Raw genomic sequence first — 25,602 nt, 5'->3', positions numbered from 1 at the left:
CGCATTATCGGTTGAATGCCCGCGCGAATTCCATACGCGAACCGTAAGGGTTTCGTTAAGGTGATTAAGATTTCCAGCCGCCGCCTAACGCCTTGTACAGGGTGATTTTCTGGCTCAATTGGCCGAGATGCGCACTGATCAGCGACTGCTGCGCACTGTAAAGCGATCGCTGGGCCACTAACACATTGAGATAATTGTCGACGCCTTGCTTGAAGCGCAATACGGAATAGTCGTAGTCGCGCTGATTGGCGCCAACCTCCTGTTGCAGCGCCGTCAGCTGATCCTGCCAGGTATCCTGGCCGGCCAGCGCATCGTTCACCTCTTTAAACGCGGTCTGGATCGCCTTCTCATAGTCAGCAATCTCAATGCGTTTCTCGATATGCGCGATATTTAGGTTGGCCTGGTTTTTACCACCGTCAAAAATCGGCAGGTTAATCGATGGCATGAATGACCATGCGCCGGTGCCGCCGCCCAGCAGGCTGCCAAGCGAGCTGCTGGTGGAGCCGCCGGACGCGGTCAGCGTGATGCTCGGGAAGAAGGCGGCACGCGCCGCGCCGATATTGGCATTAGCCGCCTTCAGCGTGTGCTCCGCCGCCATGATATCCGGGCGACGCGTCAGCAGATCCGACGGTAAGCCAGCAGGCGTGGCCGGGAACTGCCAGTTGGCGTCCAGCGTGGCGTGTGACAGCAGCGTGGCGGGCAGATCGGTGCCGACCAGCAAGCGCAGCGCATCGACATCCTGCCGCACCTGACGCGTGTAACTCGCCACGTCCGCCTGCGCCGCCCGCACCGTGCTTTCGGCCTGCGCCAGATCCTGATCGCTGCTGGCACCGCCGTCGTAGCTGAGTTTGGTCAGACGATACGATTCCTGCTGGCTTTGCGCGGTGTGTTGCGCCAGATGCAGCAGATCGTTATCCGAACTCAGCGTCAGCCACGCCGTCGCCACTTCCGCGATCAGTGAAATGCGCGTGGCGCGTTCGGTGGCGGCGCTCGACAGATAGGTTTCCTGCGCCTGATCGCTCAGGCTTTGCAGGCGACCAAAGAAATCCAGCTCCCACGAAGTGACGCTCAAGCCGCTGTTCAGCTCGTGATAGGTCACCGCGCCGCTGGTTTTGGTGTTGTAGAGATTGGCCGGTTCATGTGCCGAGGTCTGGCTGGCCGTGGCGTTGATCGACGGCATCAACGCCGCGCGCTGCACCGTGACGCCCTGCTGCGCCTCTTGCACGTTCAGCGCCGCCACGCGCAGGTCGCGGTTGTTATCCAGCGACAGCTGAATCAGGTTGCGCAGCGTGGCGTCAGTGAAGAAGTTCTGCCACGGTAAATCGGCGACATTGCCAACCGGCGTCGCCTGATCGTATTTAGCGTCCACCGGCAGTGCCGGGCGCTGATAGTGCGGTGCCAGCGTACAACCGGCCAATGCCAGCGCGAGCGGCAACAGCGCCAGACGAAAGTTATTCATGTTCATTTTTAACCACCTTTGCGGATGTTTGTTTTTTACGCGCAAAGAACTGCGAAACCACCACGTAGAACATCGGCACAAAGAAGATGGCGAGGAAAGTCGCGGTGATCATACCGCCCGCCACCGCCGTACCAATCGAGTGCTGACTGCCGGCGCCCGCGCCGTTGGATATGGTCAGCGGCAGCACGCCGAGAATAAACGCCATTGAGGTCATGATAATCGGACGGATACGCAGCCGCGCCGCTTCTACCGCCGCTTCCACCAGCGTTTTGCCCTCGCGCTCATGCAGCTCTTTGGCAAACTCGACGATCAGGATGGCGTTTTTCGCCGCCAGCCCCACGGTGGTCAGCAGGCCAACCTGGAAGAAAACATCGTTCTGCAGGCCGCGCAGCAGCACCGCGCTAATGGTGCCGAGGATGCCGAGCGGCACCACCATGATCACCGAGAACGGAATCGACCAGCTCTCGTACAGCGCTGCCAGACACAGGAACACCACCAGAATCGAGATCAGATACAACTGCGTGGTTTGGCTGCCGGAGGCCTGCTCCTCATACGAAATGCCGTACCACTGCACGCGGAAACCGTGCGGCAGCTGCTTCGCCAGCTGTTCCACCGCCTTCATCGCTTCACCGGTACTCTGGCCCGGCGCGGGCGATCCGAGAATCTCCTCAGCGGTTAAGCCGTTAAAGCGTTCAAAGTGCGGCGAGCCGTACACCCATTTGCCCGAGGCGAAGGCGGAGAATGGCACCATGGTGCCGCTGCTGTTGCGGAAGTACCATTTGTCGAGATCCGACGGTGTGACGCGTGAGTCCGCTTTGCCCATCAGATAGACCTCTTTCACGCGGCCGTTATACATGAACTGATCGATGTAGCTGGAGCCCCACGCCACCGACAAGGTGTTGTTGATGTCGGTCATGCTCAGGCCGAGCGCGCTGGCCTTCTCATCATTGATCTCCAGTTGATACTGCGGCTCATCTTCCAGCCCGTTAAGACGTACCTGCGCCAGATGTGGATCGTTGTTCGCCAACGTAATCAACTGATGCGCGGCATCCATCATCTGCTGATGGCTATGCGCGCCGGTATCCTGCAGATAGAGATCGAAACCGGTGGCGTTGCCCAGCTCCATCACCGCCGGCGGCACCATGGCGAAGATTTTGGCGTTCTGGTAGTTGGCGAAGTGCGCCATCACGCGGTTCGCCAGGTCCTGCACGCTTTGCCCGCTGTGCGTGCGGTCGCCCCAATCTTTCAGGCGCACAAAAGCCATGGCGTTGCTCTGGCCGCGACCGGCAAAGTTAAAGCCCGCCACGCCAAAGGTGGTGGTCACCACCGACGCTTCGTTCTGTTGCAGATAGGCGTTGAGATCGTTAATCACCTGCTGGGTACGCTGCGATGACGAGTTCACTGGCAGCGTGATCTGCACCATCATCAAGCCCTGATCTTCACCCGGCAGGAAGGTGGTCGGTACGCGGGTGAACAAAAATCCCGTCACGCCAACGATCACCAGATAGATCACCAGGAACAGGCCGCGACGGGAAATCACTTTGCTGACGCCGTGGGTGTAGTGCATTGCCCCGCTGTCGAACTTGCGGTTAAACCAACCGGCGAATCCGGTGCTTTTATGTTCCGCCGCTGCCGGTTTCAGCAAGGTGGCGCACAGCGCAGGCGTGAAGATCAGCGCCATGATCACCGACAGCGCCATCGCCGAGACGATGGTGACCGAGAACTGGCGGTAAATCACACCGGTCGATCCGGAGAAGAACGCCATCGGCAGCAGCACTGCCGACAGCACCAGCGCAATGCCAAACAGCGCGCCCTGAATCTGCTGCATCGATTTAATGGTGGCGGCTTTCGGGTCGAGCTGCTCTTCGTGCATCACGCGCTCAACGTTCTCCACCACCACAATGGCGTCATCCACCAGTAGCCCGATGGCCAGCACCATACCGAACATGGTGAGGGTGTTAATGCTGTAACCAAAGGCCGAAAGAATGCCGAAGGTGCCCAGCAGTACCACCGGCACCACCAGCGTGGTGATCAGCGTGGCGCGCAGGTTTTGCAGGAAGATCAGCATCACGAAGAACACCAGCACCACCGCTTCGATCAGCGTTTTCACCACCTCTTCAATCGAGGCGCTGACCACCGGCGAGGTGTCGTACGGATACTGAATCTCGACGTTATCCGGCAGCGAATCTTTCAGGTCGGCGATGGTTTGGCGCACCGCCTTGGCGGTATCCAGTTCATTGGCACCGGTTGCCAGACGCAACGCTATACCGGCGGCCGGTTTGCCGTTCATGGTGGCATCGATGCCGTAGCTTTGCGGCCCGAGCGCGACGCTGGCCACATCTTTCAGCCGCACCTGCGAGCCGTCGCTATTCACCTTCAGCAGCACATTCTCAAACTGCTGCACGGTGGTGAAACGGGTTTTGCCGAGGATCGTCGCCTGGGTTTTTGCGCCCTGAATGGTCGGCAAGCCGCCGAGTGAACCGGACGACACCTGCACGTTCTGGTTATCAATCGCCGTGGTAACATCGCTCGGCATCAGGTTGTATTTGTACAATTTGGCCGGATCGAGCCAGATGCGCATCGCGTATTCGGATCCCAGCACCATGAAGTCGCCGACGCCCGGCGTACGCGAGATCGGATCTTCCAGTTTCGACACCAGCATGTCGGCCAGATCGCCGTTAGTCAGCTTGCCGTCTTTGGCGATCAACCCGATGACCATCATAAAGTTTTTCTGGTACTTACGGATGCGGATACCTTGCTGCGTGACATCGGTGGGCAGCTGCGACTCCGCTAGCGACACGCGATCCTGCACCTGAACCTGGGCGATATCGGGATTGATGCCCTGATTAAAGGTGGCGATGATCTGCGCGCTGCCGTCCGAGGCGCTGCTCGACTCCAGATAGCGCAAACCATCCAGACCGTTCAGCTGCTGCTCAATTACCTGCACCACGGTGTTTTGCGTGGTTTCGGCGCTGGCACCCGGATAAGTTACCGAGATGGAGACCGCTGGCGCGGAGATATTGGGATATTGATTGACCGGCAAACTGATGGCGGCAATCGCGCCGACCAGCATCACGATAATGGCGATAACCCAGGCGAAGATTGGACGTTCAATAAAAAACTTCGACATGCCGCCCCCTTATTGCGCCGCTGCGTCAGTCATCGAAAGACTCACCGCATTGGCGGATGGCGTGTCGTTGGTGTTGGCGGCGCTGGTGGTCACTTTCACCCCGCTGCGCACGCTTTGCAGGTTGTTCACCACCACGTTTTCCCCTTGCTGCAGGCCCGAGGTCACCAGCCATTCTCCTTTGATCATCTCGCCGGTGTGGATGCTGCGCTGCTCGATGGTGTTGTCGCTTTTCACCACAAAGACATACGGCTGACCTTTGGTGTCATGCATGATCGACTCTTGCGGCAGCAAAATGCCTTGCTGCTGAATGCCCTGCGGGAAGCTGGCATGCACGTACATGCCCGGCAGCAGTTCGTTATTGGGGTTCGGGAATACCGCGCGCAGCACCACGGTGCCGGTGGCGGTATCGACGTTCACTTCCGAGAACGCCAGCCTGCCCTGCTCGGCGTACTGGCTGTTATCTTCCAGCGACAAGCCCACGGCGGCGGTGTTATCGGCCACTTTGGCGATTTTGCCGTCGGCCAGCGCGCGGCGCAGGCGCAGCAGATCGGTGGAGGATTCGCTGACATCGACATAGATCGGATCAAGCTGAGTGATGGTGGCGAGATAATCGGTTTGCCCATTGGTGACCAGCGCACCGGCGGTATACAGCGAGCGGCTGATGTGGCCGGAGATCGGCGCTTTCACCAGCGTGTAATCGAGATTCACTTTGGCGGTTTCCACATCGGCCTGCGCTTCACGCGCGGCGGCGACCGCATCGTCGTAGGTTTGCTGGCTGATGGCGTGCGCATTGGCCAGCGGCTGATAGCGCTTCACCACCATCGCATCGTTCTGCCAGGTCGCCATGGCTTTGTCGTAGGCTGCTTTATAGGTGGCCGGATCGATTTGATACAGCGGCTGGCCGGCTTTCACTTCACCGCCCTCGGTAAACAGGATTTTTTCAATCACGCCGCTCACCTGCGGACGCACCTGCGCGGTTCTCACCGCCGTGGTGCGGCCTGGCAATTGGCTGACAAGCGTAACGGGTTGCGCTTTCAGGTTGACCACGCCCACTTGCGGGGTGGCGGATGCGGCGGGCTTTGCTCCGCCCTGGTCACAGGCTGCCAGTAAAAACACCACGCTGGCAGAAAGAAGTTTCAGGCGCATAGTTGTTCTCTAAAAGATAGGAAGGGAATAGTCACGAAGGTAATGACTCAAAAAGCCATTGTAGGGAGGCGGGTTAAGCGGGGTTGTTAAGGTTGCGTAAAATATATTTTCCAAAGGAAAATGGTAAACCTTTCGTGCCATAAAGGGTTGGTATTTTTAGCGTTTTGCGGGTTTTTGATGGGGACTACGTCCGTGCATATCGCACCGTAGGGTCGCCATTCATGGTGACCGTTCCGAAGGCTGCAAAGTGCGGCCATTGGCAAGGTCGTCATGAATGACGACCCTACGGGGTTAACCTTTGGGTTCAATGCCGCGGCGGCGCAGCTCGCGGCGCGCCAGCTCTTTTAACCAGCACGACAGCGTAACGTTGTCGTCGTCGGTCACACTGCGCAGCTGCTCGTGCAGCTCCGGGTGAATACGTAACTGAAACGCCGAAGAACGGCCCTCGCCTTTTGGCGTGCGGTCTTTGGTTTTTGGCATCGCGGGTTGGCCTCAACGAGTCGCAATAAAAAATCGCCCCTTAAAGCGCTACCAACACCGTAAGGGGCTAGCGAACCGCCATGGAATGCGACATCGCGGTGCGTTACCTACAGGTTACACAACCCGATATTTTTATGTTGCCGGGGAAGTGTTAAGACTCAGACAAGAGGTGTGAGCGAGTTCGCACGGCAGTAAATTACAGGCAAAAAAAACCCACGCATCTGCGTGGGTCGGTGTAATAACAGGGTACTGCCAAAGCAGCTTGTTTCACACCCATCAATACCTCTGGGATCTCCATACTCGCACCGTTGAGTCGGTGAAAGACAGGTGCAAAAAGCAACGGTGTTTGGGGAAGTGAAACGAGGTGTGAATATTCTCCACACCTCACTTACACTTTTGATTTAACTAAGATTTGTCTGAAGCAGGTTTACTGTAGATCGCATCGGGTGCCACGTTCATGTGCTTGAGTACCGGGCCCATGATGTTGCCGAAGATCGGTGCTGCCACCGAGCCACCAAAGTGATCGCCCGCGGTGGGATGGTTGATCATTACCACCAGCGCCACTTCCGGATGGCTGGCAGGCGCGATGCCGGCGGTGTAGTTGATATAACCGCCATCGTACTTACCGCTGGTGCCCATCTTCTCTGCGGTACCGGTTTTGGTCGCCAGACGATAACCCGGCACCGCCGCTCTCACCCCGGTGCCGCCCGGCAGTACGTCGCTCTCCAGCATATGCACCACGGTTTGCACCACCTGCGGGTTCGCCACCTGTTTGCCTAACACCGGCGGCGTCACTTTGGTGATCGACAGTGGACGATAAACGCCGTACGAACCGAGCGTGGCGTATTCACGCGCAATCTGCAGCGGCGTGACGCGCAGGCCGTAGCCAAAGGCAAAGGTGGCGCGTTCGATATCAGCCCAGCGCTCGCGGTGCAGCGGGAAGTAACCCACGCTCTCACCGGTCAATCCCAGCCCGGTAGGTTTACCCAAGCCAAACGCCTGATAGGTATTAACCAGCGCTTCAGCCGGCATCGCCAGCGCAATGTGCGAGACGCCGATGTCACTCGATTTCTGCAAAATGCCGGTCATAGTGAGGCGCGGCCAGTGACCAACGTCGCGAATTAAGTGGCCGTTGACGCTGTAAGGCGTGGTATCGATCACCGAATCGGCGCGCACCAGATGGCGCTCCAGCCCTTCCATCACCACCAGCGGTTTCACCGTGGAGCCGGGTTCGTAACTGTCGTTGATCGCCGAGTTACGCATCTGCGCCGGCGTGGCATTTTCATAGTTGTTCGGGTTGAACGACGGATAAGAGGCCATCGCCAGAATTTCGCCGGTATCGATTTTCACCAATACCGCCGCACCCGAATCCGCTTTGTTCAGCAGCACACCGTCGCGCAGTTTGCTGTAGAGCGTGAATTGGTCGAACTTGTCGATGCTGAGCTGCACGGTTGGCGGCTGTTGTGGCGGCTGGTAATCGATCATCGCAATGATGTTGCCTTCACCATCCTGACGATAAACTTCTTTGCCCGGATCGCCCTGCAGCACATGGTCGAAGCCCTTCTCGATGCCGTTCAGGCCGTTGCTGTCGGCCCCTACAATGCCAATCAGCGGCGCAGCTGCTTCACTCATTGGATAGAAGCGGCTGTCGTTATACACCGAGCTGATACCTTTCAGTTTCAGCTCGGCGATATCTTTGGCGATGCCGAGTTCGATTTTGCGGCCCAGATAGAGGAAGCGTTTTTTCGGGTTGGCGGTGATGGCCGCGCGCAGATCTTCCGGACGCTGATTGAGCGCGGCCGCCAGATAAGCCCATTTGGCGCTGGTGAAATCGGGATTCCCCTCCAGCACGCGCATTGGGTCGGCGATGATGTCACGCGCCGGAACGCTCAGCGCTAACGCCTGGCCGTCGCGATCCAGCAAGGTGCCGCGGTTGGTCGGCAGCGTCACGGTACGCAGCGAGCGCTGATCGGCTTCGTGCTCCAGCATTGGATGCTTGATCAACTGCAGGTCACCGACGCAAATCAGCAACAGCACCAGACAGCAGAACACGCCAAGGCAGATCAGGCGAAAACGAAACGGGTTAAAGGGCGCTTTTATCTGGTCTTTTCCCAGAAATTTTTTAATAGGAGGCATGGCAATCCGCTGCTGTAAGTGAATCTGAAGCTTATTGCTTGCAGTTATAAAGAAACGTAAAGCGAGTTGACAGGAAAACTGTGTTTCGATTCGTTAAGCAAAAAAAAACCTGCGCATCTGCGCAGGTCGGTGTAATCAAGAAAACTTTTTGATGTTCACCCATCAATACCTCTGGGACCCTGACTGTAGCAAGGCGGCACGCTGGGAAACCATCGCCTAAACGCAACAGTTACCGGCAAAATGTAACCAGCGATGAGATTATTCGTTGCCCATTCACATCAGATGTTTTTTGATTTCCACCAGGCAACTCATGGCGTTAGGGCCCTGCGTTAACGACGAGGTGCCGATATCCAATGTCAGGACATTCGGGTTGCCGGCGCGATCCCACGGCTGCCAGGCGCGACCAAATCCAGGATCGAACCAGGCGCCGGTGGCGATGATCACCACGCCCGGCGTTAAGCCGTCGGTCAGGCGCACCCCGGCCAGCATGCGCCCGCGCGCATTGCTCACCTCAATCTCATCGCCATCCTGAATATCACGCGTTGCCGCATTCTGCGGATGCATATACAGCGTCTCATGTCCGGCGGTTTTGTTGGCTTGCACCGTGTCGGTGGCATCCATCTGGCTGTGCAGACGATCGGATGGCTGAATCGAGATCATATGCAGCGGGAACTGTGAACTGAGCGGCGCGCCCAGCCACTCTTGCGGCTCGCGCCACTCGGGATGTCCGGCGAAATTCTCCAGCTGATAATCGGCAATAGTTTGGCAGAACAGCTCAATCTTGCCGCTGGCGGTTTGAATTGGATGCGTTTCTGGGTTAGCGCGGAAATCATCCATAAACACGAACGGCTTGCCGCCTTCGGGAATCTCGACAAAACCGCGCTCCCAGAATTCCCCGAACTCCGGGAACGGAATATCACGCCGCGCATGCGCTACCGCGCACTGCTGATACAGATGCTCGATCCACTGCATCTCATTGCGCCCTTCAGTGAACACATCACGATAGCCGAGGCGATCGGCGATATCAGCGAAGATGTCGAAATCATTGCGCGCCTGATGCTGCGGCTTGATTGCCTGATGCATCGCCAGCACGAAGCGATCGCGCGACGATCCGCCGATGTCGTTACGCTCCAGCGTGGTAGTGGCGGGCAACACGATATCCGCCATCTGCGCCGCCGGCGTCCAGACGATATCCTGCACAATCACGGTATCCGGGCGCTGCCAGCCTTCCACCAGACGATTGAGCTGCTGATGATGATGGAACGGATTGCCGCCTGCCCAGTGCACCAAATGGATATCCGGATAGTGCTGCGTTTCGCCCTGGAATGCGTACGGCTGGCCGGGATTGAGCAGCATGTCGCTGATGCGCGCCACTGGAATCGACAAATTGCCCGGATTCGGGCCGGTGCTCATCATGGGTGCCGGGCCATCCTGACGCGGATTGCCGACGCTGTTCATCGAGCCATGACCAAAGGAGAATCCGCCGCCCGGCAAGCCCGGCTGACCGAGCATTGATGACAACGCAATCATCATCCAGTACGGCTGCTCGCCGCGATGGGCGCGCTGTACCGAATAGGAGCAGGTAATAAAGCTGCGTTTGCCGATCAGCTGCTGCGCCAGCAAAGCAATGCGCGCCGCCGGAATGCCGGTAATGCTGCTGGCCCACTCAGGCGTTTTAGCGATGCCATCGCTTTCACCGAGCAGATAGCCGCGCAGCTGCGGCCAGCCGGTGCAGTGGCTGGCGAGGAAGCTTTCATCCAGCGCGTTACGTCGGGTGATTTCAAAACCCAGCGCCAGCATCAGCGCTACGTCGGTGTTCGGGCGAATCGGAATCCACTCGGCATTGACGAACGCCGGGCAGTCATCGCGCATCGGGCTGATGTTGATGATTGGCGTGCCGTTGGCGCTGAGCTGCTCCAGCGCCGGTTTCAGGCTGTGCTGCCCCGCGCCGCCGGATGCGACCTGCGCGTTTTTCAGCGCCAGGCCGCCGAAGGCGATAAAGATGTCGGCGTGCTGCACCACTTCCGGCCAATCGGTGACGCGACCGGTGAGCGGCATGTAGGTGCCAATCACGTACGGCAGGAAAAACTGCGCCGCGCCCCAACTGTAGTTACCTTGCTGGTCGACACCGCCGCCGCCCTGAAAATAGAAACGGCGAATCAGCGTGCGCGCGTGGTTGACGCGTCCCGCCGATGACCAGCCGTAAGAGCCGTTGAAAATGCCCGATGCGCCGTAGCGATCGCGCACGCGGCGATTCTCTTCCGCCACCAGATCCAGCGCGGTATCCCAATCCACCGCCACGAAATCTTCCCGACCGCGCAAGGTGCGATCGCTGTTTTCGCGCGACTTCAACCATGAACGGCGCACCATCGGCTGGCGAATACGCTTATCCGAATAGACCAGTTCAGGAATGGTGTTGAGCATCGGCGAGGGATCGGCATCGGCGAAGAAGGGTTCACAGCCAATCAGGCGATCGTTTTCGGTGACGGCAGTGAATGCGCCCCAGTGCGCCAGGTGCGGCACGCGAGTTTTCATGGTTTTAGGTCCGGCAGGCAGGTGTAATTGTGTCTGGCAGCATAACATGAGCCTGTAACCGAGCTAAAGCGCGGCTGTGAGCGCCTGATTTTCCGTGCTTTTGCGACAGCGCTGGCATTCTGCCGGGTTGCTACAGGGTGGGTTTTCCGTAACACTGGTGGCATGTGTAAACGTTTTCCCGGATGTCGATAATCGCATGGCTACCATTAAGGATGTTGCCCGAATGGCTGGGGTGTCGGTTGCGACCGTCTCCCGCGTCATCAATAATTCGCCCAAAGCCAGCGAGAGTTCTCGCCTCGCCGTTACGGCGGCAATGGAGCAGTTGCAGTATCACCCGAACGCCAACGCACGCGCCCTGGCGCAGCAATCCACCGAAACCCTGGGTTTAGTGGTGGGCGATGTTTCCGATCCGTTTTTTGGCGCGATGGTCAAAGCGGTGGATGAAGTTGCGGGCCAGACCGGCAACTTTTTGCTGATTGGTAACGGTTACCACAATGAGCAAAAAGAGCGTCAGGCGATTGAGCAACTGATGCGCCATCGCTGCGCCGCCTTAGTGGTACACGCTAAGAAAATCCCCGACGACGATTTAGAGATGCTGATGAAGCAGGTGCCGGGCATGGTGCTGCTGAATCGCCTGCTGAAAGGCTTTGAACATCGCTGCATCGCGCTGGATGACCGCTACGGCGCCTGGCTGGCAACGCGTCATCTGATTCAGCAAGGCCATACGCAAATCGCCTTTATCTGCTCCACGCACACCATTTCCGATGCCGAAGATCGTCTGCAAGGCTATTACGACGCGCTGAAAGAGCACGGTTTGCCGTGTAATGACCGTTTGGTGGCGTGGGGCGAACCGGACGAAGTGGGCGGCGAACAGGCGATGACCGAATTGATGGGACGCGGCAAGCAGTTCACGGCGGTGGCCTGTTACAACGATTCGATGGCCGCCGGTGCGCTGGCGGTGCTGAGTGATAACGGCATTCGCGTGCCGGAAGAGATGTCGCTGATTGGCTTCGATGATGTGCTGGTGTCGCGCTATGTGCGTCCGCGTTTGACGACGGTGCGTTATCCGATAGTCACGATGGCGCAACAGGCGGCGCAACTGGCGCTGGCGTTAGCCAATGGCAGCGAGATGCCGGAAGTGACCAATATGTTTAGCCCCACGCTGGTAAGACGGCATTCGGTGAGTGGGCCGGGTTAAATCCTGGTGCGCGCTTTCCCTCACCCTAACCCTCTCCCGCAAGCGGGAGAGGGAATGATTAGGTGGAGTGAACCTCGGATTTACAGCTTGCTCGGGCGGCTCCTTCTCCCGCTTGCGGGAGAAGGCTGGGATGAGGGACAACGCGCACCCATCACAAATCCCGCGAATACACCTTCACCCGCACATCCGGGAACTCCAGCGCGTCGCATTGATACTGCCAGCCAAAACGTTCGTAATAGCCGCCAAAGGTGGACCATAACCACAGCTTGTCATGACCGCGCTGCTGCGCGAAATCGACCACATGCTGCTGCAGCGCTTTGCTCAATCCCTTGCCGCGCGCGGACTCCTCAACAAACAGCGCCGCCACCCACGGCGTGAGATCCTGACGGCTGATCAAATCGCAGCGCCAGAATCCCACCGTACCGAGCGGTATATCGCCGTCGAGCGCCACAAAGGTCACCGGAAAGTCGGCGCCGTTGAGGCTGCTGCGCACAATGCTGTGGTAAAACTCACGCGACGTGCCGTCGCCAAACGCCTGCCACAGCCAATCGGTGATCTGCGTAGCATGATGCGGCACCTCGCTGAGCGCGACGATCTTCATCAGATCAGCTCCAGCGCCAGCAGCTCCTGAATGGTCTGCGCACGACGAATTTCACGCACTGCGCCATTCTCGAACAGCACTTCCGGAATCAGCGGGCGGCTGTTGTAGTTCGACGACATCGATGCGCCATACGCGCCGGTATCGTGGAACACCAGATAATCGCCGACCTGCGCCACAGGCAGCGCACGGGTTTCCACTTTGCCGCCTTCCAGTTGCGTGAACACGTCGCCCGATTCACACAGCGGACCGGCCACTACGCTCTCCACGGTGGCGTCGCCCAGCGCGCGGCCATCGACCGGCAGCAGAGAAATGTGGTGATAGCTGCCGTACATTGACGGACGCATCAAATCGCTAAAACCGGCATCGACCAGCACAAAGTGACGGATGCCCATCTCTTTTACCGCGCGTACCTGTGACACCAGCACGCCCGATTCAGCAACCAGGAAACGGCCTGGCTCAATCTCCAGTTTCACCGGATGACCGAGATGCGCAGCGATACGCTCACGCGCGCCGTTCCACAAGCCGTAATAGTGCTGGGTATCAATGGCTTCTTCGTCAAAACGATACGGAATCGACAAACCGCCACCGGCAGAAATCGCTTCCAAATCCTGCCCAAATGCCACCACCTGATCGACCATCGCGTCACACACCTGCTGCAGATGGCCATAATCCACGCCGGAACCGATGTGCATATGCAGGCCGACCAGACGCAGGCCGTGCTGCTGAATCGCCGCCAGCGCCAGCGGCAGATCGCTGTGCCAGATGCCGTGTTTACTGTTCTCACCGCCGGTGTTGGTTTTCTGGCTGTGACCGTGACCAAAACCCGGATTGATGCGCAGCCACACCGCGTGGCCCGGTGACAGCTCGCCCAGTTGATGCAGCATATCCACCGAACCGGCATTGACCGGCACTTTCAGCTCGGCGATACGCGTCAGGGTTGGCTGATCAAACACATCGGCGGTGAAGACGATATCTTCGCCGCCCGGCTGATAACCGGCGGCAATAGCACGCTCGATTTCACCCAGCGACACCGAATCGACTTTGACACCCGCCGCACGCATCAGACGCAAAATGTGGATGTTGGAGCAGGCTTTTTGCGCAAAACGCACCACGTCGAAGGCGCCGAGCTGCGCAATGCGCTGCTGAATAATCGCCGCATCATAAGCCCAGAATGGGCCGGCATAACGCTGCGCCAGCGGCAGTAAGTTGGCGGCAGTTAACGCGGTTTCGGTGTTGTTGAGTGGGCGTGGCATGTCAATTCTCCTGTGTCATTGAGGCTATTTAGCCACAGCGCATCAATTCAGAAAAATATCTGTTTTAGCGACGTCTATACAAATATGATATGGGTTATCTGGAGGAGACAATGGCAAAAATTAACTGGCGACATATCGAAATTTTTCACGCGGTGATGACCAGCGGCAACCTGACGCAGGCCGCGACGCTGCTGCACACTTCGCAGCCTACGGTGAGCCGCGAACTGGCGCGCCTTGAGCAGCAGCTCGGCCTGCAGCTGTTCGAACGGGTGCGCGGCCGCCTGCAGCCCACGGTACAAGGCTTGCGGCTGTACGAAGAGGTGCAGCGCTCGTGGTACGGGCTAGATCGCATCATGGATGCCGCCGAAGGATTGCGTCAGTTTCGTCAGGGTGAATTGTCGATCGCCTGCCTGCCCGTGTTTTCGCAGTCGCTGTTGCCGCCGCTGCTGCAGCCCTTTCTTCAGCGCTATCCGCAGGTTAGCCTGAATATCATTCCGCAGGAGTCGCCGCTGCTGGAAGAGTGGCTGTCGGCACAGCGTTACGATCTCGGCCTGACCGAAACCCAACACGCACCGGCGGGCACCGAACGCTTGCCGCTGCTGACCTGTGACGAAGTGTGCGTGCTGCCGCCACAGCATCCGCTGTGTCAGCGCGAGGTGCTGACGCCGCAGGATTTCCATGGTGAAAACTACGTCAGCCTGTCGCGCAGCGATAGCTATCGCCAGCTGCTGGATTCCCTGTTTCATGAGCAGAATGTGGAGCGTCGTCTGGTGCTGGAGACGCACAGCGCGGCGTCAGTGTGCGCGATGGTGCGCGCGGGCGTGGGGATTTCGATTGTGAATCCGCTGACGGCGCTGGATTACGCCGGCAGCGGTGTGGTAATGCGTCGCTTCAGTATTGCCGTGCCCTTCATCGTGAGTCTGGTGCGGCCGCAGCATCGACCGGCTTCGGCGCTGGTCGATCACTTCTGCGACCACCTGCAACGGCACGTGGCGGCGTTTCCACAACGTATTGCCGAGCGGCTGGCTTAAGCGTTGACCGCTTCGCCCTGCCCGCCCGCTTTGCGGAAGGTGATCAGGCAGATCACCAATCCGACCGCGGCCAGCGCAGCAGCGGCAACCGGCACCGACGTCAGGCCGTACCCTTTCTCGATCACCGCGCCACCGACCCACGCGCCGAGCGCATTGCCGACGTTGAAGGCGGAGATATTCAGCGTAGAGACCAGATTCGGCGCATCTTTGCCGTGGCGCACCACGTTAATCTGCAAGCCCGGCACGGTGGCGAAGGTCGCCATCGCCCACAGGAACAGCGTGATTTCCGCCAGCCACAGCGCATGGCTGGTCCAGCTGAACAGCAGCGAGAACACTGCAATCAGCACAAAGCTGAGGATCAGGCTGAACGACACTTTCCAGTCGGCCAGCTTGCCGCCGAGGATGTTGCCGACGGTCAGACCCGCGCCAATCAGGAACAGCGTCCAGCTAACACCTCGATCCGAGATACCGGTCACCTGCAACAGCAGCGGGGCAATGTAGCTAAACAGCGCAAACATCGCCGCCGCAAAGAATACCGTCATCAGCAGCGACAGCCACAGTTTGCCGTTGGCCAGCGCGCTGATTTCACTTGCCAGATGCACCGGCTTCTCTTCTTTGTTGGTCGGCAGGCTCACCATCAGCGCGATAAAGGCGAAGATGCCGATGATCGCCACGCCCCAGAAGGTGGCGCGCCAGCCAAACATCTGACCAAACCAGGTGCCGAGCGGCACGCCGAGCACGTTGGCCAGCGTCAAACCGGTGAACATCAGCGCCACGGCAGAAGCTTGTTTACCTGGTGCGACCAGGCTCGCCGCCACCACTGCACCGATGCCGAAGAACGCACCGTGACACAGCGCCGTCACCACACGCGCCAGCATCAGCAGGTTGTAGGTGTAGGCCAATGCACAGAGCACGTTACCGATGATGAAGATGATCATCAGCAGAATCAGAGTACGTTTACGCGGCAGTTTGGCGGTCAGCAACGCCATGATCGGCGCGCCAATAGCAACGCCCAGCGCGTAGCCGCTGATCAGCCATCCCGCAGAAGGAATGGTCACTTGCAGATCGCCCGCCACCTCGGGCAGCAATCCCATAATGACGAATTCCGTGGTGCCGATGGCGAACGCACTCAGCGCCAGCGCCAGTAATGCAACAGGCATAACACACTCTCCCAATAATTTTTTGCAGGCGGGCCGCACTGCGAACGCAGTACGGTGACAACAGACGCTTATTAAAATTTGAACTGCGTCACATTGTTATTAAAGCATAGCCCTTCCATGCCAACCACCCTGCGCGCCGCAAGACTATTTTGCGCCTGTAGCAATAATCCCTGCGCGCGAAAATGTCACTGACTAACAATTGAGACAGATGGAGGTTTCCGCGCTACGCTTGAGAAGGATGTGATCGTTATCACAGTGAGTCAGCTTTTGGCGCAAAATCAAACAGTAAAGGATGGACGTGCACTGCCGATACCTCAATGGATTGCCCGGTTATGGGGTGTCAAAAATCGAGGGGAAAGCGTATGCGATGGCTCATCGCGCTAACGGTTGGCTGCCTAAGCGGCTGCTCTGTTGGGCATTACGAATACAGCAAAGAAGCAGCAAAACGCGTCGATATGACCGTCACCGGCATTCCAACGGTGCTGGGCATTGGTGCGCTTGGCACCACCATTCCTCTCACGCCCGAATACAGCCTGACGGCGGCCCACGTGGCGAAGTATTCACTCTATCGGGTGAAAGCCTGGCATCCCGAATGCGATATCGCCGTGGTGTACCATAAAAACAGCGAAGCCAATTTGCCGCCGCCGTTCCGCAATAGCCATATCGGCGACGACGTGAATCTGTATGGCTACAGCTTTATTTCCGCGATGCCGGTAGCGTCAAGCGGCAAGAATCTGATCAATACCACGCTGGCGAATGACTGGAACAAAGCCAGCTGTGTGGTGGTGGCGGCCAATGCCGGCGTGGTGAAAGGCATGTCCGGCGGCGCGGTGTATAACGCCAGCGATGATACGCTGGCGGGGGTGATTGTCGGTTACAGCAGCCAGATTGATGACAATAAAAGCGGCAAAACGCTGTTTAAGAATGTGGCGCTGTATGTGCCGTACGCCCGGTTTCAGGCGTGGCTGGATGGGGTGGTGAAGTCTTAGATCGTGCTGGCTGTCCCCCTCCTCGGTCCTCCCCCATAAATGGGGGAGGAAGATGCTGCAATATGATAGTTGGGAGCTGCATGTGGCAGCGTCTCCTTCCCCCATTCATGGGGGAAGGCCGGGATGGGGGACAGCGTGCACAGGGACAGCGTGCACCATCAAGCCGGAACCCACGCCCCCTGCAACTGCACCTGCGGGAAACCGCTGGTCAGAATACGCAGTTCGGCATCGCGCGGGGTGTTGTCGCCCTGCCCCTGAATGCTGACGATATCCTGCGGACAGGCGGAAAACGCCACAAAACAGTCCATCTCGGCGCGCAGCACAATATAGTCGCCCGGCTTCGTCACCACCGGCAGCGTCTTCAGCGTGATGCCATCCGGCTGCACCTGAATATTCATAAAGATATTAAACGAGGCCAGATTGCCATGCGGCAGCGTCACGCCCAGCTCACGCATGCCTTCAAACAGATTGTCATGGCAGTTGCGATGCGGTTCGGTGCAGCCGAGCAGCTCATAACGACGCGCATCGCAGGCCGCCATAAAGGTGTCGTGCACGCCTGGCGAGGTATCCGCCACCAGCGTCAAAATCGGATGGCGCTGGCTGGTGATAAAGCTGTCGCCCACTTTGGGATTGAGACGCTGATTCCACACGCGCGTCGCCTCCATACACATATATTCACACACATCCTCAGCGTTGTACGCCCAGCAATCCACCACCTGGGTGCCGTGCAGGTTAATCACCTGCACCGCTTCACCTTGCTTCAGCCGCACCGCTTTACCGTAGCGCGCCGGGATGGTTATCGCTTCACGATGCTGAAATTCAACCGACATGTTGTTCTCCTGATTAATGCTGCATGGCACGACGATAGCGCGTCATGCGAGATTCAAGGCCGCGCGCCAGCCAGTCGATGACGCTGTTGAGCAGCCAGTAACAGAGCGCCACCGTAAGATAGATCTCCAGCGGCGCGTAGGTATCCGAAATCGCCTGTTTGGCGGCGTACATAAATTCCTGCACCGAGACAATCGACAGCAGCGCGGAGTCTTTAATCAAACCGATCATTAGCCCGACCAGCGGCGACAGCATCTGCGGCAGCGTTTGCGGCAGCACCACGTCGCGCAGTTGTTCGCTGCGGCTCAGGCCGAGCACGCGGCACGCTTCCCACTGCCCTTTTGGCAGCGCATCAATGGCGGAGCGGATCACCTGCGCAATGTAAGGCGCGTAATAGAGCGTCAATGCCAGCACGCCCACCACCGGCGATGACAGCGTGATGTCATATTCCGGCAGCACAAAATAGAGCAGATAGATCACCACCAGCAGCGGCAGTGCAAGGGTTAAGCCGCTGTAAAGATTGAGCAACCGTAACCAGAACCGCGATGCGCGCATCAGCAATACGGCCAGCAGCGCGCCCCACAGCAGCGAGCAGAGCGCCGCCACCAGACAGAGCTGTAAGGTGGCGAGCAGGCCGTCACCGAGCGACGGCAAAGAGGTGATAATTGCCTGCCAATCCATTACGCCAACCTCCGTTTCGCTTCTAAACGGCGCGCCGCCGCAATTAACGGCATGGCGATCAGCAGATAACCGGCCGCCACCAGCAGCAGCACCTGCGTGGCTTCGTAGGTGCGGGCGATGACGATCTGTCCGGCGTAGGTCAGTTCGGTCAGCGCCACCACCGACGCCAGCGGCGTGGTTTTCAGCAGAATGGTGAACTCATTCACCAGCATCGGCAGACTGGCGCGCATCACCTGTGGATTGATGACGTACCACCACGTCAGCAAGCGGCTCAGACCCAGCGTGCGCGACGCTTCCAGCTGTCCGCGCGTCACCAGGCTGCGATTCACGCGCAGGATTTCCGCCACGTACGCGCCGCTGTTGAGGCCAATGGCAATCACCGCCGCCAGCATCGGCTGACCGCCCAATCCCAGCCGCGGCAAGGTGAAAAACACCACAAACAGTTGCACAATCGCTGGCGTTCCGCGCATCACGCTGACATAGCAACGCCCGATGGCGCGCCAGATCCAGGCACGACGCAGCTGCAGGAAGCAGCCGAGCTGCCCCATCACCACGCTGACTAATGACGCCAGCACGGTGAGCACCAGCGTCATCAGCAGGCCGTGTCCGAGTTCCGGCAGCGCGGCCACTACCTGTTGATCCAGCCCCATGCGTTACTCCGCGTTAAAGTCGTGCAGGTTTTCCGCCACCGACAGCAGCAGCGGCGCGGGACGATCGTTGCCCTCAATGCCGGTGTTACAGGCGGAGACGATGAACTGCGTGTCCATCACCACGCGACAGGTAATGCTGTCGCCAGCTTGGGTCAGGTTGGTTTCCGGCAGAATCTCGCCTTCTCGCGTCAGCTTGACGTGCATAAACAGATTGATGGGATCCGGCAGCTTCGGCACCACCATGCCCAGACGCGCCAGCTCGCCGCGCAGCGCATCGAGGCAACCTTCGTCCGGATAACCGCGCTCAGCGAGAAACGCCGTGGTGGAGGCCGGCAACAGCAGGTCGTGACGCTTCACGCTGTCTTTGCCCAGCACCATCATCGGACGACGACGGTTGTTCACCAGACGCATGCCGGAACCGAGCAGGTAGCTGTTGCTAAACACCCGCGTGTGATGCACCGACAGCCACACGGCGGGATCGGCCAGGCTAAAGCCAAACAGCGAAGCCACCGCGCCGTCGCCCTGGGCGGTGATGCGCAGTAACTGGCCACGCAGCACGCGAATCGAACCGATGCTGCCCGCTGCAACCTGCACCGGTTCAGCCAGCGTGCGCACGGCGGTTTCCTGATAACTTTCACGCATTAACAGCATGATTCATCTCCTGAGCGTGAAAATGGTCGCTGACCACGATGTCGATTGGCGTCACCTGCAGGCCGTTGCCGGGAATAATGTCCTGCGGGCAGGATGAGACCGCGCAGATCAGATCGCACAGCGCTTCAAAGGTGATGCTATCGCCCGCTTTGCTGTTGGGATCGGTCACTTCCATGCGGCCATCGGCGGTGACCGGGCCGTTCTGGAACAGGTTGAACGGTTCCGGCAGCGAGAAGTAGGTAACGCCAAACGCCTTCATCCCCTCCAGCAGGTTATCCACGCAGTTGCGATGCCCTTCGACACCGAAATCAATGCTGAAACGGGTGCGATCGCAGGCCGGTACGTTGGCATCGTGGATGCCGATGCTGTCGGCAAGAATGCGCAGCATCGGGCGGTTTTCACTCGACCACAACGCGTCACCCGGCTTAAAGAACAGCGAGCGCAGCTGCTGACGCGTGTGCACCGGCGACAGCTTCTCGTTCAGGTCATCGGCGTTCACCGCGACAAAATCGGCCGCCTGCTGCCCTTCGCTATCAATCACGGTAATAAACTGGCCCTTGCGCACGCGGAAGGTTTTGCCAAAGCCGGCAGGCACCGTCAGGTTGGACTGGCACATAATTACTCCTGCGGAATGAAGTCGCTGGCGGGCACGGTAAAGGTGGTGCCGAGATATTGCTGCTGCAGTTTGGTCAGTTCGCCATCTTTCTGCATCGCCAGGATATGGTCGCTAATGGCTTTGTTCAGGCTGCCATCTTCTTTGCGAGTCGCCCAACCCATCCACTGCGACGGGCCGACTTCGCCCACCTGCGCCACTTTGCCGGCATATTTTTTTGCTACCGGCGCCAGTACCGAGATGTCGTCATAAACGAAGTCGGCGCGTTTGGTCATCAGCGTGCTGACGGTTTGATCGAGTGAATCGACATTGATGATGGTGATCGGTTTTTTACCCTCCTTCTTCAACTGTTCGTTGAAGCCCTTCAACAGCTGCTCTGGCACGCTGGCGGTTTTCACCGCACCGCGCAGACCCGACAAGCTTTCCGGACTCAGGGCTTTGCCGCTGAAGGTTTTCGCTTCGGCTTCACGCACCAGCACGCCGTTGACGGTTTTGCTGTACGGCACGGTAAACAGCACTTTTTTCGCGCGTTCCGCCGTGACGTTGAGGGATGAACCTTCGGCATTGAAAGAGCCCGAAATCAGGCCCGGCAGAATGCCGCTGAAGGCGGTTTTCTGAAACTCCAGTTTCACACCGAGATCGTTGGCAAAGGATTGCATGATCGCCACGCTGTAACCGGTGATCTCACCTTTGTCATCGGTGTATTCGTAGGGAGGAAAGGTTGGATCTATACCGACGGTAATTTTGCCGCTGCTTTTGATGTCGGCCAGCGTATCGGCTTGTGCCTGCGCCATGGTGCCGACAGAGAGAAGTGCGGCAATCAGCAGTGCTGTTTTTTTCATTATGGTGTTTCCCTGGTGTTGGTGAAATGTCATTTTCTACTGAGCATATTTTGTGCCAGATTTTTCACTATCATGCAGGGGCAACTGATAAAAACCAGATTTTATTTAGTATAATCAAATGGAAACGCCTGTTTCTTAATTTTTATTTTTAATTTCTACGATTTCACACACGGTAAGACGGGGATAATTGGATGGGTGGGCACTGGACAGAATTGCACCGTTTTGGTGATTTTTCTGGCGCACAATGCGCCAGCAAGGCGCATTATTCCAGTTCGTCCAGGGATTGGTGCAGCGCTTCGATTTGCGCGAGATGATCGTTGCTGGCTTTACCCATTTGCCGGGCCACCAGTGAACAGAGCAGATTACACACGCCAGAGAGCGCGGCGGTGCTGTCGAAAATCAGGCTGCTGTCGGTGTGACAGCGGATTACCCACTGCGCATGGCGCGCCGGTTTGCCGGAAAGCACGTCGGCGATATACAACATCGGCACATTGCGCTCGGCCAGCGCGTTCATCGCCGCCTCCAGCGCGGGCATGCGACGACGCAGACCGACGCAGATCACCACATCCTCGGCGGTCAACGCCGCTATATGTTCCGCCAGCGAATCGCCGGGACGCGGCAGCAGACGCACATCGGAGTGAATATGGATCAGGTCTCGATAGATCAGATGCGCGATGGTTTGGCTGTGGCGCCAACCCATGACCACCACGCGTCGCGCCTGGCTGATGGCGCTGACCGCCTGCTGCAGCTGTTCGCTGTCCAGCGTGCGATAGCTGTTGACCAGGTTGGCGATCTCTCTTTCCAGATGCTGCTGCATGATGCTCGCCAGCGGCGACGCGCTAGGTGCCGGTTGCAGATAGAGCGGTGAACCGCTGCTCTGCATGTCACGCGCCTGGCGACGTGCGGCTTCATAACTTTCATAGCCAAGATGGCGGAAGAAGCGCGTGGTGGTGGCTTTGGACACGCCCGCGCTGTGTGCCAGCTCGGTGGCGGTGTTCATGGCTAACTGGCCTGGTGCGGCGAGTAGCACATCGGCAAGTCGCTGCTCGTGGCTGGAGAGTTGATCCCAGTGCTGACGAATCCGGCCCTCTAACGTTGCCGCTTTTGCACTCATGGTGATTCCCTGAAAAAGAAAAAAACCATCCTGCACAGAGCGTGCCGGGTTGTCATCAGGAATTTTGTGTTGGGAGGGAATGTGCTGGCTGAATCGCTACTCGGTCCGTGCTTGCTGTCCCCCTCCTCGGTCCTCCCCCATGAATGGGGGAGGAAGATGCTGCCATATGGTAGTTGGGGAGTTGCATGTGGCAGCGTCTCCTTCCCCCATTTATGGGGGAAGGCCGGGATGGGGGACTGCGGCGAAATACTACTTACCGGTCGGGCGCAGTGCCGGGAACAGGATCACGTCGCGGATGGTGTGGCTGTTGGTGAACAGCATCACCATACGGTCGATACCAATACCCAAACCAGCGGTTGGCGGCAGGCCGTGCTCCAGCGCGGTGACGTAGTCTTCGTCGTAGAACATCGCTTCGTCATCGCCAGACTCTTTCGCATTCACCTGCTGCAGGAAACGCTCAGCCTGATCTTCTGCATCGTTGAGCTCTGAGAAGCCGTTACCGATTTCACGGCCGCCGATGAAGAACTCAAAGCGGTCAGTGATTTCCGGGTTCTCGTCGTTACGACGCGCCAGCGGTGATACTTCAGCCGGGTATTCGGTGATGAAGGTTGGCTGAATCAGGTGCGCTTCAGCGGTCTCTTCGAAGATCTCTGTAACGACGCGGCCCAGGCCCCAGCTCTTCTCAACTTTGATGTGCAGTGATTGGGCAATCGCTACCGCTTTATCAAAGTCTTCCAGATCGCTCAGGTCAGTTTCCGGACGGTATTTCTTGATCGCTTCACGCATGGTGAGCTTCTCGAACGGCTTACCGAAATCGAAGCTGTGATCGCCATACGGTACTTCCGTGGTGCCCAGCACATCCTGCGCCAGCGTACGGAACAGGCTTTCGGTCAGTTCGATCAGATCTTTGTAATCCGCATACGCCATATAGAGTTCCATCATGGTGAACTCTGGGTTATGGCGTGGCGAAATCCCTTCGTTACGGAAGTTACGGTTGATCTCGAACACGCGATCAAAACCGCCAACCACCAGACGCTTCAGATACAGCTCTGGCGCAATACGCAGGTACATATCGATATCAAGCGCATTGTGATGGGTGATGAACGGACGCGCAGACGCGCCGCCCGGAATCACCTGCATCATCGGGGTTTCCACTTCCATAAAATCGCGGTTAACCATGAACTGACGAATGCCGGCCATGATTTGTGAGCGAATTTTAAAGGTTTTGCGCGAATCGTCGTTGGAGATCAGATCGAGATAACGCTGACGATAACGGGTTTCCTGATCGGCCAGGCCGTGGAATTTGTCCGGCAGCGGACGCAGCGCTTTGGTCAGCAGACGCAGCTCAGTGATGTGGATCGACAGCTCACCGGTTTTGGTTTTGAACAGCTTACCGCGCGCACCGAGGATATCGCCGAGATCCCACTTCTTGAACTGCTCGTTGTAGACGCCTTCTGGCAGATCGTCGCGTGAGACGTAGATCTGAATCTGGCCGCCGACATCCTGCAGGGTCGCGAATGACGCTTTACCCATGATGCGGCGCGTCATCATACGACCGGCCACGCTCACCTCAACGCCCAGCGCTTCCAGCTCTTCATTCTCTTTCGCGTCATAGCTGGCGTGCAGCACATCGGACGTGGTATCGCGGCGGAAATCGTTAGGAAACGCCACGCCTTTTTCACGCAGCGCGCTGAGTTTTTCGCGACGCGCTTTCAGTTCGTTGTTTAACTCAAGGGCGGCATCAGCGCTCTGCGGTTGTTGTTCAGACATGTCGGTTCCTTATAGCCCTGCTTTTAAACTTGCTTCAATAAAACGATCGATATCGCCATCCAGCACCGCTTGGGTGTTGCGGGTTTCTACGCTGGTACGCAGATCCTTGATGCGTGAATCGTCGAGAACATAAGAACGGATCTGGCTGCCCCAGCCGATATCAGATTTGTTATCTTCCGCTGCCTGCTTATCCGCGTTTTTCTTCTGCATCTCATATTCGTACAGCTTGGCGCGTAATTGCTTGAAGGCCTGATCTTTGTTCTTGTGCTGTGAACGGTCGTTTTGGCACTGCACCACAATGTTGGTCGGCAAGTGGGTAATACGCACTGCAGACTCGGTTTTGTTAACGTGCTGGCCACCCGCACCGGAGGCGCGGTAAACGTCGATACGCAGATCGGCAGGATTGATATCGATATCGATGTTGTCATCCACTTCCGGGTAGATAAACACCGAACTGAATGAGGTGTGACGACGGCCGCCGGAATCGAACGGGCTCTTACGCACCAGGCGATGAACGCCGGTTTCGGTACGCAGCCAGCCAAACGCGTAGTCGCCGATGATTTTAATGGTGGCGGATTTGGTTCCGGCCACTTCACCGTCTGACTCTTCAATAATTTCGGTTTTATAGCCTTTGGCTTCCGCCCAGCGCAGATACATGCGCAGCAGCATGCTGGCCCAATCCTGCGCTTCAGTGCCGCCGGAACCGGCCTGAATGTCCATGTAGCAGTCGGCGCTGTCATATTCGCCAGAGAACATACGACGGAATTCCAGTTCGCCCAGCTTCACTTCCAGTGCATCAAGCTCGGCAACCGCTTCGTTGAAAGTCTCTTCGTCGTCGGCTTCCACCGCCAGATCCAGCAGGCCCTGCACATCTTCCAGGCCTTGCGTCATGTGATCTAAGGTTTCCACTACCGCTTCCAGTGAAGCACGTTCTTTACCCAGCGCTTGCGCGCGCTCAGGTTCGTTCCAGACGTCAGGCTGCTCCAGCTCGGCGTTTACTTCTTCGAGGCGTTCTTTCTTGGCATCGTAGTCAAAGATACCCCCGAAGAACGTCGCTGCGCTCACTGAGGTCCTGGATACGATTTTTGACCGGATTAATTTCAAACATGGCTTTTCAGTCTTTTTTGACGATTCGGTGAAAGGAGATAAAAACTAACGCGCTAGTTTACCCGAAAGTGTGCGCACTTTGTAGCATTGCACGCCGCCTGAGTGAGCGCGCCTCCGCCGTAAGAAAAAAAGTTCTTATCCTTCTGGAAAGCTTTACCCGCTACGCTTTCCCAAACACCTCCGCAAATACCTCGCCTTCAGAACCTTCTTAGGAATTTTCCTGCAAAA

The 25,602-nt window shown here is 57.9% G+C and carries 21 protein-coding genes; 3 read left to right on the top strand and 18 right to left on the bottom strand.

Translation table 11 applies throughout. The features are described 5' to 3' along the window. Window positions 1–64 precede the first annotated feature (64 nt). From K5Y32_RS19760 to K5Y32_RS19735, 6 genes are all read right to left on the bottom strand, one after another. Window positions 65–1,465, bottom strand: a complete 1,401-nt coding sequence (locus tag K5Y32_RS19760; RefSeq protein ID WP_222185546.1) for an efflux transporter outer membrane subunit — start codon at window positions 1,463–1,465, stop codon at window positions 65–67. Beyond that, complete coding sequence (locus tag K5Y32_RS19755) at window positions 1,452–4,589, bottom strand: efflux RND transporter permease subunit (protein ID WP_222185545.1); 3,138 nt, start codon at window positions 4,587–4,589, stop codon at window positions 1,452–1,454. Before K5Y32_RS19755 ends, K5Y32_RS19760 begins: the two co-directional genes overlap by 14 nt. A 9-nt stretch (window positions 4,590–4,598) precedes the next feature. Then, window positions 4,599–5,735, bottom strand: a complete 1,137-nt coding sequence (locus tag K5Y32_RS19750; RefSeq protein WP_222185544.1) for an efflux RND transporter periplasmic adaptor subunit — start codon at window positions 5,733–5,735, stop codon at window positions 4,599–4,601. Between the two features lie 291 nt (window positions 5,736–6,026). Beyond that, window positions 6,027–6,215 (bottom strand): hypothetical protein, encoded by a 189-nt coding sequence (locus K5Y32_RS19745; RefSeq protein ID WP_061719884.1) that lies wholly within the window; start codon window positions 6,213–6,215, stop codon window positions 6,027–6,029. A gap of 405 nt (window positions 6,216–6,620) precedes the next feature. Next, a complete protein-coding gene (locus tag K5Y32_RS19740) occupies window positions 6,621–8,351 on the bottom strand; it encodes a penicillin-binding transpeptidase domain-containing protein (RefSeq protein WP_222185543.1) in 1,731 nt (576 codons plus the stop codon). 273 nt (window positions 8,352–8,624) lie between these two features. Then, window positions 8,625–10,886 (bottom strand): molybdopterin-dependent oxidoreductase, encoded by a 2,262-nt coding sequence (locus tag K5Y32_RS19735; RefSeq protein ID WP_222185542.1) that lies wholly within the window; start codon window positions 10,884–10,886, stop codon window positions 8,625–8,627. A gap of 196 nt (window positions 10,887–11,082) precedes the next feature. Between K5Y32_RS19735 and galR the strand changes: the two genes are divergently transcribed. After that, window positions 11,083–12,084 carry an HTH-type transcriptional regulator GalR gene (gene galR, locus K5Y32_RS19730; protein WP_036649453.1) on the top strand — a complete coding sequence of 334 codons (1,002 nt, stop codon included), beginning with the start codon at window positions 11,083–11,085 and terminating at the stop codon, window positions 12,082–12,084. A gap of 151 nt (window positions 12,085–12,235) precedes the next feature. On the opposite strand, the gene K5Y32_RS19725 is transcribed toward galR, so the two are convergent. Beyond that, a complete protein-coding gene (locus tag K5Y32_RS19725) occupies window positions 12,236–12,685 on the bottom strand; it encodes a GNAT family N-acetyltransferase (protein ID WP_222185541.1) in 450 nt (149 codons plus the stop codon). Then, entirely contained in the window at window positions 12,685–13,938 is a 1,254-nt protein-coding gene (gene lysA, locus K5Y32_RS19720) for a diaminopimelate decarboxylase (RefSeq protein WP_222185540.1), read from the bottom strand. Before lysA ends, K5Y32_RS19725 begins: the two co-directional genes overlap by 1 nt. Before the next feature lie 110 nt (window positions 13,939–14,048). Between lysA and K5Y32_RS19715 the strand changes: the two genes are divergently transcribed. After that, window positions 14,049–14,969 carry a LysR family transcriptional regulator gene (locus K5Y32_RS19715; RefSeq protein ID WP_222185539.1) on the top strand — a complete coding sequence of 307 codons (921 nt, stop codon included), beginning with the start codon at window positions 14,049–14,051 and terminating at the stop codon, window positions 14,967–14,969. Here the strand turns inward: K5Y32_RS19715 and K5Y32_RS19710 are convergent. Next, on the bottom strand, window positions 14,966–16,129 hold the full coding sequence (locus K5Y32_RS19710) for an MFS transporter (RefSeq protein ID WP_101761973.1): 1,164 nt from the start codon (window positions 16,127–16,129) through the stop codon (window positions 14,966–14,968). The two genes, K5Y32_RS19715 and K5Y32_RS19710, sit on opposite strands and share 4 nt — an antisense overlap. A gap of 362 nt (window positions 16,130–16,491) precedes the next feature. Here K5Y32_RS19710 and K5Y32_RS19705 point away from each other — a divergent pair, with 362 nt between their 5' ends. After that, window positions 16,492–17,118 (top strand): hypothetical protein, encoded by a 627-nt coding sequence (locus K5Y32_RS19705; RefSeq protein WP_101761972.1) that lies wholly within the window; start codon window positions 16,492–16,494, stop codon window positions 17,116–17,118. A 158-nt stretch (window positions 17,119–17,276) separates the two neighbouring features. On the opposite strand, the gene K5Y32_RS19700 is transcribed toward K5Y32_RS19705, so the two are convergent. From K5Y32_RS19700 to prfB, 9 genes are all read right to left on the bottom strand, one after another. Next, window positions 17,277–17,948 (bottom strand): DUF1989 domain-containing protein, encoded by a 672-nt coding sequence (locus K5Y32_RS19700; RefSeq protein ID WP_222185538.1) that lies wholly within the window; start codon window positions 17,946–17,948, stop codon window positions 17,277–17,279. Between the two features lie 13 nt (window positions 17,949–17,961). Continuing rightward, window positions 17,962–18,627: an amino acid ABC transporter permease gene (locus tag K5Y32_RS19695; RefSeq protein ID WP_222185537.1), complete on the bottom strand. Its 666-nt coding sequence runs from the start codon at window positions 18,625–18,627 to the stop codon at window positions 17,962–17,964. Continuing rightward, window positions 18,627–19,277 carry an amino acid ABC transporter permease gene (locus tag K5Y32_RS19690; protein WP_192412037.1) on the bottom strand — a complete coding sequence of 217 codons (651 nt, stop codon included), beginning with the start codon at window positions 19,275–19,277 and terminating at the stop codon, window positions 18,627–18,629. The genes K5Y32_RS19695 and K5Y32_RS19690 overlap by 1 nt, the downstream gene beginning before the upstream one ends. Before the next feature lie 3 nt (window positions 19,278–19,280). After that, entirely contained in the window at window positions 19,281–19,928 is a 648-nt protein-coding gene (locus tag K5Y32_RS19685) for an urea carboxylase-associated family protein (protein WP_101761968.1), read from the bottom strand. Further along, window positions 19,912–20,544, bottom strand: coding sequence for a DUF1989 domain-containing protein (locus tag K5Y32_RS19680; protein WP_101762022.1), 633 nt, complete (start codon window positions 20,542–20,544; stop codon window positions 19,912–19,914). Before K5Y32_RS19680 ends, K5Y32_RS19685 begins: the two co-directional genes overlap by 17 nt. 2 nt (window positions 20,545–20,546) lie before the next feature. Next, window positions 20,547–21,383, bottom strand: coding sequence for a transporter substrate-binding domain-containing protein (locus K5Y32_RS19675; RefSeq protein ID WP_137386385.1), 837 nt, complete (start codon window positions 21,381–21,383; stop codon window positions 20,547–20,549). 262 nt (window positions 21,384–21,645) lie between these two features. After that, entirely contained in the window at window positions 21,646–22,497 is an 852-nt protein-coding gene (locus K5Y32_RS19670; protein WP_192236472.1) for a MurR/RpiR family transcriptional regulator, read from the bottom strand. Window positions 22,498–22,746: 249 nt separating this feature from the next. Then, entirely contained in the window at window positions 22,747–24,267 is a 1,521-nt protein-coding gene (gene lysS / locus K5Y32_RS19665) for a lysine--tRNA ligase (protein WP_101761966.1), read from the bottom strand. A gap of 9 nt (window positions 24,268–24,276) precedes the next feature. Continuing rightward, a protein-coding gene (prfB, locus tag K5Y32_RS19660; protein WP_110867985.1) for a peptide chain release factor 2 occupies window positions 24,277–25,375 on the bottom strand; the annotation gives its coding sequence in 2 pieces (ribosomal slippage) (window positions 24,277–25,299 and window positions 25,301–25,375; 1,098 coding nt in all). Window positions 25,376–25,602 lie beyond the last annotated feature (227 nt).

This window comes from Pantoea sp. DY-15, from assembly GCF_019795935.1.
Lineage (GTDB): Bacteria > Pseudomonadota > Gammaproteobacteria > Enterobacterales > Enterobacteriaceae > Pantoea > Pantoea leporis.
Note: the sequence above shows the minus strand (reverse complement) of the source record. Positions and strands in the feature narration are given on the sequence as shown.

What these genes read in the sequence shown, in the direction of transcription:
- K5Y32_RS19745 (WP_061719884.1), bottom strand. Translation starts at nt 6,215, where the DNA reads ATGCCAAAAACCAAAGACCGCACGCCAAAAGGCGAGGGCCGTTCTTCG.
- K5Y32_RS19700 (WP_222185538.1), bottom strand. Translation starts at nt 17,948, where the DNA reads ATGTCGGTTGAATTTCAGCATCGTGAAGCGATAACCATCCCGGCGCGC.
- K5Y32_RS19710 (WP_101761973.1), bottom strand. Translation starts at nt 16,129, where the DNA reads ATGCCTGTTGCATTACTGGCGCTGGCGCTGAGTGCGTTCGCCATCGGC.
- K5Y32_RS19670 (WP_192236472.1), bottom strand. Translation starts at nt 22,497, where the DNA reads ATGAGTGCAAAAGCGGCAACGTTAGAGGGCCGGATTCGTCAGCACTGG.
- K5Y32_RS19760 (WP_222185546.1), bottom strand. Translation starts at nt 1,465, where the DNA reads ATGAACATGAATAACTTTCGTCTGGCGCTGTTGCCGCTCGCGCTGGCA.
- K5Y32_RS19690 (WP_192412037.1), bottom strand. Translation starts at nt 19,277, where the DNA reads ATGGGGCTGGATCAACAGGTAGTGGCCGCGCTGCCGGAACTCGGACAC.
- K5Y32_RS19750 (WP_222185544.1), bottom strand. Translation starts at nt 5,735, where the DNA reads ATGCGCCTGAAACTTCTTTCTGCCAGCGTGGTGTTTTTACTGGCAGCC.
- K5Y32_RS19675 (WP_137386385.1), bottom strand. Translation starts at nt 21,383, where the DNA reads ATGAAAAAAACAGCACTGCTGATTGCCGCACTTCTCTCTGTCGGCACC.
- K5Y32_RS19740 (WP_222185543.1), bottom strand. Translation starts at nt 8,351, where the DNA reads ATGCCTCCTATTAAAAAATTTCTGGGAAAAGACCAGATAAAAGCGCCC.
- K5Y32_RS19715 (WP_222185539.1), top strand. Translation starts at nt 14,049, where the DNA reads ATGGCAAAAATTAACTGGCGACATATCGAAATTTTTCACGCGGTGATG.
- K5Y32_RS19725 (WP_222185541.1), bottom strand. Translation starts at nt 12,685, where the DNA reads ATGAAGATCGTCGCGCTCAGCGAGGTGCCGCATCATGCTACGCAGATC.
- K5Y32_RS19755 (WP_222185545.1), bottom strand. Translation starts at nt 4,589, where the DNA reads ATGTCGAAGTTTTTTATTGAACGTCCAATCTTCGCCTGGGTTATCGCC.
- K5Y32_RS19705 (WP_101761972.1), top strand. Translation starts at nt 16,492, where the DNA reads ATGCGATGGCTCATCGCGCTAACGGTTGGCTGCCTAAGCGGCTGCTCT.
- K5Y32_RS19735 (WP_222185542.1), bottom strand. Translation starts at nt 10,886, where the DNA reads ATGAAAACTCGCGTGCCGCACCTGGCGCACTGGGGCGCATTCACTGCC.
- K5Y32_RS19685 (WP_101761968.1), bottom strand. Translation starts at nt 19,928, where the DNA reads ATGCTGTTAATGCGTGAAAGTTATCAGGAAACCGCCGTGCGCACGCTG.
- galR (WP_036649453.1), top strand. Translation starts at nt 11,083, where the DNA reads ATGGCTACCATTAAGGATGTTGCCCGAATGGCTGGGGTGTCGGTTGCG.
- lysA (WP_222185540.1), bottom strand. Translation starts at nt 13,938, where the DNA reads ATGCCACGCCCACTCAACAACACCGAAACCGCGTTAACTGCCGCCAAC.
- K5Y32_RS19680 (WP_101762022.1), bottom strand. Translation starts at nt 20,544, where the DNA reads ATGTGCCAGTCCAACCTGACGGTGCCTGCCGGCTTTGGCAAAACCTTC.
- K5Y32_RS19695 (WP_222185537.1), bottom strand. Translation starts at nt 18,627, where the DNA reads ATGGATTGGCAGGCAATTATCACCTCTTTGCCGTCGCTCGGTGACGGC.
- lysS (WP_101761966.1), bottom strand. Translation starts at nt 24,267, where the DNA reads ATGTCTGAACAACAACCGCAGAGCGCTGATGCCGCCCTTGAGTTAAAC.